Raw genomic sequence first — 13,651 nt, forward strand, 5'->3', positions numbered from 1 at the left:
AATGCCATGCAGTTTTGATGTCCGCCAGCGTGCAATTCTTTGGCCGCCAGCATGCAGTTTTGGATGTCCGCTAACACTACCGAACCGGCTTATCTTCTCTAGCATTTCGCGAAACTCAGCCGGTGGCTCGCGACAGTCTTCGAGGAGTTGAAACGCTTCCTGCGACTTGTGCTCGCCAGCCCCCATAGAGAGGTCCGTATAAGCCCGAACAGCATCCTCAAACGACTCGATATGCGCCACATCATCATGCATTGCCACAGCTTCGCACTGATCAGTCTTACGTTTGACTGATTCCCCACATTGCTCACACTTCCCGTCGCTTTTCTTTCTATTATGCCAGCAGTTCGCGAGAGTGAACACGCCACACCTCTCAAGCTCGCATCGCCATCGCTTGAACCATTCGGCAGGTGCGTCATCCACCGGAACTTCGATAATCCTTATGGCATTAAGTAATAGCTGTGCCTCCGTCCCCTCACCAACCACCTCGAGGATCTGCTTTGCAATCATCGGAACCCTCCTCCTGTTCGCCGTGCCGTTAGGGTCCGAGTTAGTGGGAGTAACCGGTGTAAATGACTTTCCATCGACCACAGCGGCCCAACGAACCCCAAAGGCATTCACCACGCGCAGATAGCGTGCGAACTGGTTGTCTCCCTGGAAATTTACAAAATGTGGGTCCCCGCTGAACTCCTTGTCCTCGGTGACTGCCGCGAACCACACAGGGTAGACGATCAATTCGGTCTGCCCGGAGACAAGGATCACCCAGTCGGCAAAAGGAATGGCTTTGACCTCAGGCTGCGCTAAAACTAGTCTTTGAAGCTCGTCAGCCTTACCCTTCTCATCTTCCATAAGCGTCTTTTCACTGACAACTCGACGCCTACTACACCCGTTCTCGTCGAGGGATATCCTTATGGTGGCTCCCATCCCCTTTTTCCATGTGGGTAGCAGGCCGGGAGAGTGACTAACGACAATGCATTGAGCGGTCCCTTTGCGTAGGAACTGTAGCAGCCTCTCCTGCGCGCGAGGGTGAAGATGCGCTGCGGGCTCGTCGAGCAATACAACTGATGTCGGATCTTCCACAAGCAGGGTAGCCAAGCGTAGCAATTCAACACCGCCCGAACCGATCGCAGACAGAGGCAGTTCCGTTCCGTCGGCGCGTCGTATCATGGGCTCAATAGTCACCGCGTAATCTTGCACCACGTGATGCTCCTTGAGAGGATGGCCATTCTCGGGTGTGAGATCATTGACAACGTAATCGACATCGTTGACATGAGCGTTCCGGTTGGCACTTACCTTGAGCTCGGGGTGGGAGCCATCACCTCGAAGATCGGAAAAGATTTTACATGCCTCGGAATAGCGTTGCCTGGCAGCGTGATCGCCCACACTCCATCTGAATAGTGACGACAGGTAGCGAGGGATGCTTGGGCTACCTATGTTCGGAGCCGGAGCACTGGGTTGTGCAAGGATGTCCATAGTGGTCGTGATTGGTGACCCTAACTCGACGTCATCAAGATCGCTAACGATCCTATCCGCGAGCACTTTCGCCAGAACGCGCTCAAAACCCCAGATAAAGCTAGCGCCCCGGACAAAACCACCTACCAGATCTGCACGCCTAAGCTCGTCCCAGATCGTTCCGCTATCAAAGCTGGCGAGCTGAGACTTGATCCGCAAATCTATCGGGCGTTCACCGCTCGGAAACATTGATCCATAGCCAACATTCTCAAAATGATCCTCTCCCGGTGCGACATCGATTCTGTCCTTGTACTCCTCGGGCACCTCTGAGCTTGTTGAGCCTGCTATGAACAAATGGCCACCATAGCGTCTGCTCGATAGGTCGGAGACCGCCCACCAAAATGTCTTACCATCGTGCTCGAACTCATAGGCAAGCTTCCACCTGGCATCGAGAGTACGTGAATGCCTGAGAACTAGGACACCTTCTTTGAGGGCGGAGTACATCTCGTCCAGAGCCCCTGAATCGCTCCTCTCACCCGCACGGAATTCGTTGCTACGGGGTAACTCTGCGTGGCCTGAAGCCTGGATTCCTCGGAGGAAGAGATAAATAAGGTAAGAGTCCCAAGATTGTTGCGCTGGGAAGTCATCTGTGGTGAGCGTGACACCAAGCCGAATTTCTGATAACGAGGCCATTCCCAGATGAGGAGGGCAGATCGCTTCGATCCTAGTGCTGAGTGACTGGGATTCAGGGGTGCCAGAAGGCGAGGCTTCGCGCCGAATGACGTCGCGAACAAGCATCAGAATACGGAGTACATTGCTCTTGCCGCCGCCGTTGGGGCCGACGAGCACCGTCAACCGTTGATCGAAATCGATGTGCTCTCCAATGCCATACGAAAGAACATTGTTGACTTCCAAATACTTCAGCCGCACAAGACATCACCTCGACTTCTTTACCTGATTCCAACGATAGCTCTCTATGACCCGACTTTACACCCTCCTCCCATTGGCCCTCACAACCGTCGGTCTGGATAGTTTGGGTAGTGGGTAAAGCTCACCGAGATAGTTCGGCTCATTCTCGCCAACGCAGCACTCGAACGGCAGAGGGTTGCCAGGTCGAGAGCGTTGACCTAGCTGACGATTCAGAGGTTGAGACGTCAGGAACTATCGCTTGTAGATCGGCATGTCGACCAGGACTGTTCAGAGGCCCTCTGCGCTAGTCGTTCTTGGGACGTGAATGATTGCGAATCTGCGACAAAGCCAACTGAGTGGTCGCTAGTGGTAGGTAGGTGCTTCGAACTGGTGCCGCGCTAGGTTTTGGGGTTCGACGAGCCGAAATGAAGCAGGTCAAAGGGGTATGCGGTGTTGGGTATAGTCAGTCTGTCGAGGGCCCTTGGTCATTGAGGAGGCGGAACCACTCGACCACGACCGGCTCACTGTCTCGTAGCTCCCAGGTTGGGTCACCAGCGTCAGCGCGGATCATTTCGATGGTCTCGCGCCAGAACGCTTCATGAGCCCGACGCCACTCGGCCGCATTGGTCAGACTCTTGCTCTCGTCTCTCGCAACGTCGTCACCGACTTCGTCGAGTGGGATAATCCGGACTCGTGTCGTCTCGATCATGCCGTGCCTGCGGCCGGCATGGTCAACCAGCTCCGAGCGCTGGCCGACCCGTGGCAGCGGTTCGCCGGAAAGGTACTCGACGACCAGTGAGGATGTCGCGGTCTTCTCGCCACGGAGGACCGCTGCGAGCAGCCGATCGCCAAGACCTTCGTCGCCGTCGTAGCCGAAGCTCGTTGTGGGTAAAACATGGTTCAACTCTACCAGAGCGTCCGGCCGGAGCCCTCATCTGGGTTCAGCACGCGGCAAGCCGCGACGGATAGGGTGCGCGCCGTCGAAGGGTCGGAGCTCTGCGTCGTAATCACCCTGCCAGAAATCGTCCTACCGCTACAAATCCTAAAGTGTACGGAGACGAGTCTCCGGGCTATTCCGCTCGACCTCATTACGGATTTCCGGGTGCATCGCATCAGCACCAATTTCTAGGTACAGGAACTCAGGCGAGCTCAGGCGAGAGCTCACGCGTTGTCTGAGGTCACAACGAACCCACGGGAAGCCACGGGGGTCGCTAACCCTTCTTTCGATTCCTACCCCATAACTCCCAGCTCAGGGGCTTGGTCCCACTGGGTAGGGCAATCCCGGTAGGGACCGCCCTTACAGGCGGCCCCCCGGACAGATCCCATCGTGGGCGACTACCGCAATGGGCTCTGCGCCTTGGGTCCTGGCGGCAAAGCGCACGCTCGGATGGGGATGCACAATGCGGGCAGGGGGCAACCATCGATCGGAGATCCGGCTGAAACGCTCCAAGGGTATCTGGCTTCGACGCCGAAGCGTCTCTCGCCAGAGTCGTTTCACCTGGTCATGAAAGGCCGATACCGCGTCGATGTTGCCTGGCACTGCGTAATAGTTGAGGTGTCCCCTCAATACGCTTGCCAGCCATTGCCCCTGCTCGGGGATGGACCGATGTCTGCGTCGTCAAAGCTCGGTCTTTACCTGCTTCAACTTCGCCAGCAGTAGCTTTGCGATGGTGACGCGCCGGAGCCAGAAGCGCCCGTCTCTGGTCTTTGGCACAGATGTGGGTAAAGCCCAGGAAGTCAAAGGTCTCTGGCTTCTTGAGACCCCGCTCTCTCCGGTTCGACGCCGCAAAGCGAGAGAACTCGATGAGGCGGGTCTTGACGCTCTCATGTTTGTCAAGTCGAGAGAGTAAGTCGTTTGAGTACCAGCTGGGCCTTCAGAGTGAACGCTAGGCAGCCACCCTCTGATTGACCAAAACGTGATACACCTCACGCACAACATAGCGCTTCTGAGCACCTCATTACTTCTCGTTTTGAGAGGCCCTCCGCCAAACGACGGGTCACGTAGGCCTCCGGTTCGTTCATCCATTCGGATGCCCGAATGTACTACGATGTGGGGGTGCGGAATTCGCCTGATGGTTGCCGCCGCGGTTGAGTCGGTGACGGTTGGTCTTACCCGAGGATGTAGGGATGGGGCATGCTCCACACTGCACTTGCTACTGGCTAGGTATCTCTAGCAACCGACAGATGTCTTCATCACAAGACGACTGTGCCGACATCCTTCAAGTTGTGTGCATATCGATGACGGTGACTATGCCAGAGGGGGCAAAGAGTGCGTCGAGGGTGCGGCGAGCGGCTTCGTCGATCTGTACTCTCGGTGGAGGGGGTGGTTCTGCTTCGAAGTAAGTTCCAGGTCCATAGAACTGTCCGTATCGCAGAATCGTTCCTCCCGTGCTGAGGACAGTCTGTTCAAGGAACTCCACTGCTGCGGCTCCATCCTCGGGTAACGCCCATCCAATACTTTGGGCCATAATCCTTGCGCTGCAAGCTTGTGCGGCTTCCACAAGATTTGCCGTTCCGGTGCGTCGAATTCGATTGTTCCTGGCAGACTGAGCGCGCACATCCCCGAGATGGTCAGGGAGGTCGGTGAGTTGATCGATGATGAGATCTGGCGCAAAGTCGAGTACGGCCTGCACTAATGCATCACGGTCATAGACGTCACAAAGCACTGGTACTGCGCCCATAGCGTGCAGCTCATCGACTCTCCCTTCGCTGCGGGTCATCGCGGCCACAACGTGGTTCTCTGCAACCAGTAACGGTACGAGGTGTCGCCCTATGACACCGCTCCCGCCTGCGACGAAGATTCTCATATCGTCAGAATATCCGAGATGCAGCGCCGAGAGTGTACAGACGTTTGTCCCGTCGCGTCTTCATTCCCCTCGCAACCAGGGTGTAGACCGGGGACAGTACCCAAGACGGTAGATTACCAGTCCTCTCGGACCCTCTATCGGTAAGAGTTTCCGATCTTCCCTTCACACTGCCTCTCCCAGTCCCGAAAGGAACGCCTAACGCAGGATCGTTGCCTCACTGGGTCGGTAGTGCGGACATACCTTCTCCGGAACGCAATAACTTTGTCGGAACCAAGGCGTCACTATGGCTGTAATGTAGACAAGACAGCCAGTGTACGAGCGCGATTCCCAACCGCAGAGAAGCAGCTGGTCTCCGTCCTGGTGGTGCGATGACGGGCGGCGACGATGCCTACACTCATCGCAGGTAGCAAACCTCGACGACTACAACCAAACCCGAGCGCACAGCTCCCATGGATACTTCTGCCCCGACGAGTTCTTGCCCTTGATATGACAACCCAGAGGATGATTATCACTCGGTCATCCAAGTAGAAGATCCTTTACGTCGAAGGCTCCTCTCGAGTCGAAGCGACATAGGAACCCGAGGCTAGAATACAGCTTATTGGCTCGCCTTTAAGGTGAACCGAGTGCGAACGTCCTCACAGGAGGCACGATGGTAGATGTTGAGAAACGCAAACAAGAGCGCGATGACTACCTACGGGCTCTCTATGAACTCGTTGATGGACGCATGGACCAGTGGACCACGCATCGAGCAATCGGCACCAGTGCAGGCATCGCGGGTGGTGATGTTTTCAGTGTTGGCCAACACTTGGTCCAAGAAAAGCTATGCAAGTTCGAAACGATTGCCGGCCTTGATGGGAGTGTATCCATCACTTCAGCAGGTATTGCTCAGGTGGAGCAGCTTGATCGCATCGACGCACCTCGGCTCAGCGACCTAGACTTAACTAGACGCGTCGAGGCAGTTATCCCTGTCCTACTCGAAGAAGTTGCGAAGGAACCCTCGCTGAGCAACGATGACCGTCGCAATATAGAGACAGACTTGCAATCTGCCCAGGATCAGTTGAGGGCGCCTACTCCTAACCGGGCTATCATCAAAGCCGCGTTTAGGCGCATCCAAACGCTCTGGCCTGCCATCGTGAATGTGAGTACCGTCGCGGCAAATGTTATCGCCATCATTCACGGTGCCTAGCCGTGGCTAACTGCTGAGATCCTTTCGGTGCCGTTGATGATTGGGTGTAGTTAACTAGTGGTTCAACCTGGCAGGCGGCGTGCACAACGCCTTATAGGTGCTGCAACCACGGCTTCCAATTGCACACCTGCTTACACTAATTCACGCGATGTACTGGGTCGCTACATCAAGGGGGCACAACTGTGAATTCAGAAGCCTCCGACGAAAATGAAGAAAAGCCAGGTTAGTCATCACTCGCGCGACTTCGTCGGACTGATCCACCCGACCATACAAAACCATTCCATTTTCTTGCTTACCAGATGGATTGGATCCGAGGTAACGAGCAAACATTCGACCCGGCACTCCGGGGCATTCCGCAGTTCGGACCAGCCAACTGAACCCGATAAGTCCCAATGCTATGGTCCATCCCATCGGACCACGTGGATCGCTGCGGTCACCCCAAGCTCTCAGTCGGTAGTCCCGCCGAGGTCTGTGGAACGCAAATACTGAGATGCGTGCGCGAGCACCGTCTGTCCGACGATCTCTCCTAGGCGCACCGGCACTGCGTTGCCGATCATGCGTCCCAGCACACTGAACCGCACTGGCTCGTCCGGACGAACAAATGCGTAGTCCAGCGGAAAGGTCTGCAAGATCGCAGCTTCACGCAACGAGATAGCCCGATCTTGCTCGGGGTGGCCGAACCGCCCATTCCCATAGCCAAAGCACTGAGTAGTAATGGTAGGACTGGCATCGTCCCACGACATTCGACCGTACACGCTGGGATATGTGCTACCCGTGCTCCTTTTATGGCATGTCACCTGCAATTCATCAGGCCAGTCACGCCACGTACCACCCGGCTGCGAGTGCCGTATCCGATCGAGATTCGTCTTGCTCAAGCGGGATGACGTGTGCAGCCGATCTCTTGGATCTGACTCACCGGCCTTGATGGGTCGCAGACCACCGATTGCCTCGCGTACGGTTTTTAGTTCTTGCGCGTCCTGGGGAAGAGTTAGACCTGCAGCACCGAGTCTAGAGGCGATGAGAACCAGCCGTTTGCGTGTCTGAGGGATGCCAATCCGGACGGCCTGGACAACAGACCACTCCACTGAGTATCCGTCTAGGCACCCCAAGAATTCGTCAAACACCGGGTGTTCAAGCAGCTGCGGTACATTCTCCATCGTGACAAGGTCTGGCTGCGCCTCCCGTACCAGCCTCCCAAACTTCTTGACAAGCTGCCAATCGCCACCTCGCTTATTACTTCTCCCTGTGCGACTATAGGTCGAGAATGGTTGGCAAGGGGCGCATCCAGCGATCATACTGAAGTCAGCACCACCGATCATCGCCGCGACGCCTGATGCAGAGAGTTCGTTAACATCCTCTTCAATGAACTTCGCCTTGTTGTTTGCTTCATAGGGATATCTACACGCAGGGTCAATGTCAATCCCCGCGGTAACCTCAATACCAGATAGGGCAAGCCCGTGCGTAAGCCCACCAACACCACAGAAAAGGTCTAGAGCACGGATGACAGGAGTGCGTTCGCAGGCCGTCATAACGCAGTCACTCCTTCCTGTTCGGACCGAGTGGCATTCTCTGCGATCTCGACTTCAATAAACCGGACAAAGGATTCGACCAGCTCTCCAAGGTAATCGCTAACCGACTCCGCTAGTTCCTTAAGTTCCCCCACCGTCACATCGTCGCTGCACTCGACGAAGGACACCTTGCCATGAGCAAGCTGATTGCGGCGGTCTTTGACGAGCTTCAACGCGCCCATGTCGTCACGCATGTGGCGCTTGACTGCCATGCGGACGTCAGGCGAAAGGGCCAGATCACACCCGACACGCTTACAAATATCTTCGATTGAATGGTCATCCCAATTTCCACCTCCGCCAACATTGATCTCGAACCTCGTGACCGGCAACTTCTGTAGCAGCTGCTCACACAATTCGAGTGCCGCTTGAAGACGGTGGTCAGAGCTTAGGCTGCCTTCATGAGTACGTGCCATGGAACGTACCCATTCAGCCCTAAGCTTGGCGCTAAATTGGCTTGGAATACACTCTGCCTCTTCGAGCTCAGAGGCGATACTTGCAAGGCACTGCAATACCGTTGCTTCTATCAAATTGTAGAGCTGCACATAAAGGCCCGAGCTCAGAATCTTCTTTTGCACAGGCGTGATTGCCGCGCCAGTTCCTTGAAACTTCGGGGGACCGAGCCTAGCTGCCTCCTCGACGTTCGTTAGAAACTTGAGATAATCCTCGATCTCTTGATTCCTTTCTGCAAAAAATTTAGGAAGGTCAATCGCCAACACGCTCAACCAGCTTATTCTTGACATAATCTATGCGCCCGTGCAGCCGAGCCACTGCGTTCGCACCGTCAGAACTAGTAATGTCCAAAAACTCTGGCTCATTAATCCAAGAAGTCACCCCAACCTCGCTGGCCGAACAGTCAGCGAGTTTGGGCTGCTCTGCCAATGCACCGTCAACACCAATCGCTATTGCTTCGAAGCGACTCCGTGGTGTAGCCGTACTTTTCTCCGTTTTCCGGAATCCGAAAGGAAAGTTCTGCGATATAAACTCGAGGACGGCGAAAAAACGCTGACGATATTTGTCCGCCAGGGTCGGATCTGCAGCGAAAGCCTCATTCATCTTCTTCGAATACGAGAACAGGAAATCGGAAGGTCGATCTCTGTAGGTTTCCAATCCGTCGCCGTATGCAAAGAGTCTGGTAACAAGTTCTTCATAACCGCGTTCCTTTTTCGCCTTCAGTTGCATAGGTGCGAGCTGGATCAGAAGAGGACTATTGGCGAGTTCCGATACCACGTCAAGGAATGGACCGGCAAGGGCTCCTCGGCGGATCTCGGCATGGTTGGCGATCTTGCTGCCAGTATTAATTCGCTCGAACATGTCGAATCGAGCCGCCTCATCTGCGTGCTCGTTCAGAACAATGCCCCGAACGGAACGATTCTTTATCTTGCGCTGCCTTGATGCTGGGAGGTCACTGAAACGGAACCCTGACAGATGGGTCAGGGGGTCAAGCTCGCCGAGCTCTAAGTCACCATGGATAAACTCCTCAATCGTACGGAGTCGCTGAGACCCATCAACGATTTCAAGTCGGCCGTCCGGCATCTCCCAGAAGAATATGAAGGGAATCGGGAGGCCCATAAGCAGTGATTCAATGAAGCGGGACTTGCGCCTGTGTTCCCATGTATACTCTCGCTGGTAGACAGGAACTACATACTCCTCATCATGGATCTTCTGAGCAAGCAACTCGACGGAGTATTCCGTAAGAAAGAAATCGATTCGCTTTGACTGCTGAACAATCTGCTCCTCAGCAGCTTTGACCTGTTCAATAGTTGGACGATCCTTGGAAGGAGCAGCCATCGTACCTCCATACATGCTTACAATCTCGGATCCCGAAACGGGGATAACAACACTTCAACACTAGAGCCAAACCCACATGCTGGCGAATAGCCAATAACTGGGATTGCCTTTGGGGATCGACACGACAGCACATCCAAAGCTTCAGCAAGATCATGCCCCTCCAGTACCCCGGTTGAATCGCCACCCGCAAGGCTTTCCTGTCGCCCGCCCGTAGACAGCCCCATCATCCTAAACGATAGCCGATCAACTTTGTACTCCGTTCCATACAATATATACCGACGACTAACGCAACCGCCAACCACATTCCCCAAACATCGACTATTCTTCTACACATTCAACGACCTGTCCATCCAGGTGTCGTCCAACGACTCCCCCTGGCAGAAATCTTTGCCAACTCGCCACAAAACACCATCCGAATCGGCTACGCCTCGCAAACTTCAGCGAAAACTTGCCAAGGTCGATAGTCTACAAAGCACAAACTGGCCTATACATATAAGGTAGCTACAGATGGGAGGTGAGCATGGGAAAGATCGGACAGGGAATACAGGCGGGCGTTGGGATTCTCGTTCTAGCAGGTGGAGTCGGGGGATTCTACGTTTTCAACCACGATCCTGCTCTTAAACAGCGACTTCTACAAGATGTTGGCGCGGCCAGCAAGCCAGCTCCACAACCTCCAGCGGATGCGCCTGTTGGGTTCAACACGGCCAGAACAGCGTTCGTGTTGCCCCACAAACTCGGGTATCTGCCAGCACCAGAATTGGCCCTGGCCAAGAGTGACCCTGCTTACGCGGCAGGGCTGGCGAATTTGGGGGATTGGTACCATTACTCACTCCCTGGAGTGATGCAAGGCGGACCAACAAGGTGGTACTGGTTGTACGATTCCGGTGTGAGCGAGAGGTCAGCACAGGGTGGCGCCTTGATGGTGAAGCTTGGGGTTGAAGATGTCCTTGCTGATCCGTTTGGCGCGTCTGTTCGGGATCACGTACTAACCACCCGTGTGGTGGTGTACGCACGGAGTTATCATGTTATACCTGGATATGACGTCCTAAGCGACGTCATCGCAGAATACGTAGGGCCAAGCAGACTTGAGATAGTTGCGGCTCCGATTAGGGGCAGCCTAAGTGGATTGGGCACCTTCTGTGTTCCATCGCCCTTGGCATTTGTAGAAAGTGGGCGTGTGGTCACGCTTCCCGGTCTGCCACCGATCACGGCTGGTCCTTCTACTGTGTTTGGCCCAACTAACTCAGGCGGAATCTGGGACCAAGGGATAACTTCGTGCAACGGGTTCTCCTGATGAAGAGGTTTCGCACAACATTCCGCTAGTAATTCGTGTATTTTCCTGTCGCTAGATCATTATTGCTGCATATATATAATGTAGTAGACTATCGACGGGAGGTTCCATGTCAGAGCAACCAAGTAGAGGGCGAGCCAGGGGGTGGCTGCGGACGATCCTCGCAGGGCTAGGTGTCTCTGTAATGGCGGTTGGTTCGTTCATCGCCGCATCCCCGTCCGCGTTCGCATCTCCCTCGATTACGGTCAACGCTCCCGGTATCCAGTACTTCTCGTCGTGGCCGGGCTCGTGGTTTCTCCTGAATCAGCCTGACGAGTTTGTCGTGACACCAGCGACAACTCCGACGACAGCAACCTCACAATCGCAGTCGAGCACGACTTACAGCCTGGTTCGAAAGTCCGTGACGCGAACAGTTGCGCAAACGACCCAGACATGGGTCAATACCAGCCATAACGTCTCCTACCAATATTGGGTGACGAGTGGATACGAGGCGACTGGTCACCATTGGATTAGCACATCACACTGGGTAACAAGTGGGTACTACCAGAGCTATCAATACTGGGTCAACACCAGCCATTGGGCATCCTATCGGCACTGGGTCAATACCAGCCACTGGGTACCATGGCAGTATTGGCACCCTGGGCATGTGATCTATGCACAGGAGGGCAAGAGGGTGGGTTTTAATGGCGTGGTGCAAGAGGCGTATTCACCTAGCTGGGGTTGCAGGTGGGATTATACGAGCTACCACTGGAAGGCTAGATTTTATAGTTGTTGGTACAACGCTGGCTGGTCACCGGGTTATTACACAAACGGGCGCAAGTGGATCTCAAGCGGATACTGGGCGACGGGTCAGAGATGGGTGACGAGTGGGTATGACGCCACGGGTCAGCGCTGGATAAACACCAGCCACGAGGTAACAAGCGGATATTGGCAGCCGTACTCGTATTACGTCAACACGAGCCACTGGGCTACTGGTCAGAGATGGGTTGCTAGTGGCTACTGGCAGCCACATACGACGTATAGCCAGGTCACAACTCTCGTGCCAGTCTGGGTGCCCACTGTCACCACAGTCTCAGCCCAGGGGCTCACCGTGACCAACTCAACGCTAATCGGTGTTCAGCCCGCGATCCAGGACACCACGCTTGGCACCTACTGGCACCAGGAGTGGTACGGGAACTTCTGCTACGGAGGTGAGACCCCGCTCGTCAATCCGTCGAGTCCGCAATTCCCTAACTACTCAGGGAGCATGTGGAACTACACGTTCTTCTTTGAATCCCAGCACATCTGTACCTTCAATCCGTCCTATGTGCCAAACAACAACACGCAGTCGTGGCAGATCGCCCAGAATATGGCAAGGATGGTGCTCATCCCGAAGTGGTCAGTGACTGTGCACTACACCCAGACGACAAGCGTCAATGGCGTGGTCACCTCAAGCGTGCCCCAGACCGTGACCGAGACGGTCAACGGACCGACCTTTAACGGGCCACCGTGGACGATAGCCGCCTACACGGGCGTTAGCTGTCCGGAGACGAACGGTATCGCGTACTGTCCTGGTCGTGCACCGATCGCCGTACCTAAATAACGTGCATACATTCGAGTTAGACCTGATCAAAGGAGGAATCATGAACCGCAAACTATTACAGATGATGGGAGCAGCGAGTCTTGCAGGAGCCACTTTGGCCGCCTGCGGCACAACTGTTCATACCAGCAAAACTACACCGAAGGCACCGGCCTCAGGGAAGCAGGTGCCAAGCTCTCCGACGAGCGTTGGGACCCCGCCTGCGAATGCGCCAGTCGGCTTCAACGCGGCCAGAACAGCGTTCGTGTTGCCCTACCACCTTGGGTACTTGCCCGCGCCGGAGTTAGCGCTGGCCAAGAGTGACCCTGCTTACGCGGCAGGGTTGGTGAATTTGAAAGACTGGATCAACGTCCTAGCACCAGGTGGTTCTGGCCCTGCTCTGCCATCTAGCTCATCCGGCCGCTTCTACCTCGGAAATGCTGGCCAACAGACCAATACCAGAGGTACTATCTTGGGGGAGAAGACAGATGTACCCACCATGTGGTCCTTCGTATTCAACACAAAGCCCGCAAGCATCCCAACGAGTACGACAATTCAGGGAGTAGCAACAAGCAGCACAACCAGTGTCTCCGTGAGGGCATCTCAGTTGGGCACCATCCCGCCGAATCCAATGCCGACGTTGATAAAGTCCATGCCGAACAAGGGGTACACCATCATTACCCCCTCAACTCTCGAGGTGAGGGCTGCGCCCGTAGGCACGCTCACGGTGCACGGGACTGCCATGACTGCCTTCTGTGTTCCCTCCCCCGAAGCCATAATTCATAACGGGCGTGTGGTAACACCGAGCGGCCTGAGTCCGATCACTGCGGGACCCTCCACCATCTTTGCGATGCCAGGAGCGTCTACTTCTACGCTGTACGACCAGGGGGCAGCGTCCTGTGCGAGCTTTAGCTAAAAATCCGTTAGCCTGGTCAAGGAGGTGGAGGACTAATGTCAGCTAGCCAAATCGAGTGGACAGAGGTCACATGGAATCCGACAACGGGCTGTGACCGGATATCCGGGCTTTCAGCACATGCAAGGGCGAAGGGAGCTACCACTTCTCTTGAGGACATGGTCAGCGCTTGTTGCCCCCCT

General features: G+C 55.2%; 12 protein-coding genes. 5 read left to right on the forward strand and 7 right to left on the reverse strand.

Features of this window, described 5'->3' with window-relative positions; genetic code table 11:
- From M7Q83_RS13000 to M7Q83_RS13010, 3 genes are all read right to left on the reverse strand, one after another.
- A partial coding sequence (locus tag M7Q83_RS13000) for an AAA family ATPase (RefSeq protein WP_298339656.1) occupies positions 1 to 2,379 on the reverse strand: 2,379 nt, incomplete at its 3' end.
- Positions 2,380 to 2,821: 442 nt separating this feature from the next.
- Entirely contained in the window at positions 2,822 to 3,262 is a 441-nt protein-coding gene (locus M7Q83_RS13005) for an ASCH domain-containing protein (protein WP_298339659.1), read from the reverse strand.
- 393 nt (positions 3,263 to 3,655) lie between these two features.
- On the reverse strand, positions 3,656 to 3,925 hold the full coding sequence (locus M7Q83_RS13010; RefSeq protein ID WP_298339661.1) for a hypothetical protein: 270 nt from the start codon (positions 3,923 to 3,925) through the stop codon (positions 3,656 to 3,658).
- Positions 3,926 to 4,025: 100 nt separating this feature from the next.
- Here M7Q83_RS13010 and M7Q83_RS13015 point away from each other — a divergent pair, with 100 nt between their 5' ends.
- Positions 4,026 to 4,208, forward strand: a complete 183-nt coding sequence (locus M7Q83_RS13015) for a hypothetical protein (RefSeq protein ID WP_298339663.1) — start codon at positions 4,026 to 4,028, stop codon at positions 4,206 to 4,208.
- Between the two features lie 369 nt (positions 4,209 to 4,577).
- On the opposite strand, the gene M7Q83_RS13020 is transcribed toward M7Q83_RS13015, so the two are convergent.
- Positions 4,578 to 5,165, reverse strand: a complete 588-nt coding sequence (locus M7Q83_RS13020) for an NAD-dependent epimerase/dehydratase family protein (RefSeq protein ID WP_298339666.1) — start codon at positions 5,163 to 5,165, stop codon at positions 4,578 to 4,580.
- Positions 5,166 to 5,814: 649 nt separating this feature from the next.
- Here M7Q83_RS13020 and M7Q83_RS13025 point away from each other — a divergent pair.
- Complete coding sequence (locus tag M7Q83_RS13025) at positions 5,815 to 6,351, forward strand: hypothetical protein (RefSeq protein ID WP_298339669.1); 537 nt, start codon at positions 5,815 to 5,817, stop codon at positions 6,349 to 6,351.
- Positions 6,352 to 6,797: 446 nt separating this feature from the next.
- Here M7Q83_RS13025 and M7Q83_RS13030 read toward each other — a convergent pair whose 3' ends face one another.
- The 3 genes from M7Q83_RS13030 to M7Q83_RS13040 are packed head-to-tail and all read right to left on the reverse strand — an operon-like array spanning position 6,798 to position 9,707.
- The gene (locus tag M7Q83_RS13030; protein ID WP_298339672.1) at positions 6,798 to 7,880 is read right to left on the reverse strand and encodes a DNA cytosine methyltransferase; all 1,083 of its coding nucleotides are present in this window, start codon (positions 7,878 to 7,880) and stop codon (positions 6,798 to 6,800) included.
- Positions 7,877 to 8,635, reverse strand: a complete 759-nt coding sequence (locus M7Q83_RS13035; protein ID WP_298339684.1) for an MAE_28990/MAE_18760 family HEPN-like nuclease — start codon at positions 8,633 to 8,635, stop codon at positions 7,877 to 7,879. Before M7Q83_RS13035 ends, M7Q83_RS13030 begins: the two co-directional genes overlap by 4 nt.
- The gene (locus tag M7Q83_RS13040; RefSeq protein WP_298339675.1) at positions 8,622 to 9,707 is read right to left on the reverse strand and encodes a DUF262 domain-containing protein; all 1,086 of its coding nucleotides are present in this window, start codon (positions 9,705 to 9,707) and stop codon (positions 8,622 to 8,624) included. Before M7Q83_RS13040 ends, M7Q83_RS13035 begins: the two co-directional genes overlap by 14 nt.
- Before the next feature lie 1,475 nt (positions 9,708 to 11,182).
- On the opposite strand from M7Q83_RS13040, the gene M7Q83_RS13045 reads away from it, so the two are divergent.
- From M7Q83_RS13045 to M7Q83_RS14375, 3 genes are all read left to right on the forward strand, one after another.
- Positions 11,183 to 12,580, forward strand: a complete 1,398-nt coding sequence (locus tag M7Q83_RS13045; RefSeq protein ID WP_298339678.1) for a hypothetical protein — start codon at positions 11,183 to 11,185, stop codon at positions 12,578 to 12,580.
- Between the two features lie 40 nt (positions 12,581 to 12,620).
- Positions 12,621 to 13,472 carry a hypothetical protein gene (locus M7Q83_RS13050; RefSeq protein ID WP_298339681.1) on the forward strand — a complete coding sequence of 284 codons (852 nt, stop codon included), beginning with the start codon at positions 12,621 to 12,623 and terminating at the stop codon, positions 13,470 to 13,472.
- Between the two features lie 35 nt (positions 13,473 to 13,507).
- Positions 13,508 to 13,651: DUF5131 family protein (locus M7Q83_RS14375; RefSeq protein WP_366526421.1), on the forward strand; the 144-nt coding region annotated here is incomplete at its 3' end.

This window comes from Ferrimicrobium sp., assembly GCF_027364955.1.
Taxonomy (GTDB): Bacteria; Actinomycetota; Acidimicrobiia; order Acidimicrobiales; family Acidimicrobiaceae; genus Ferrimicrobium.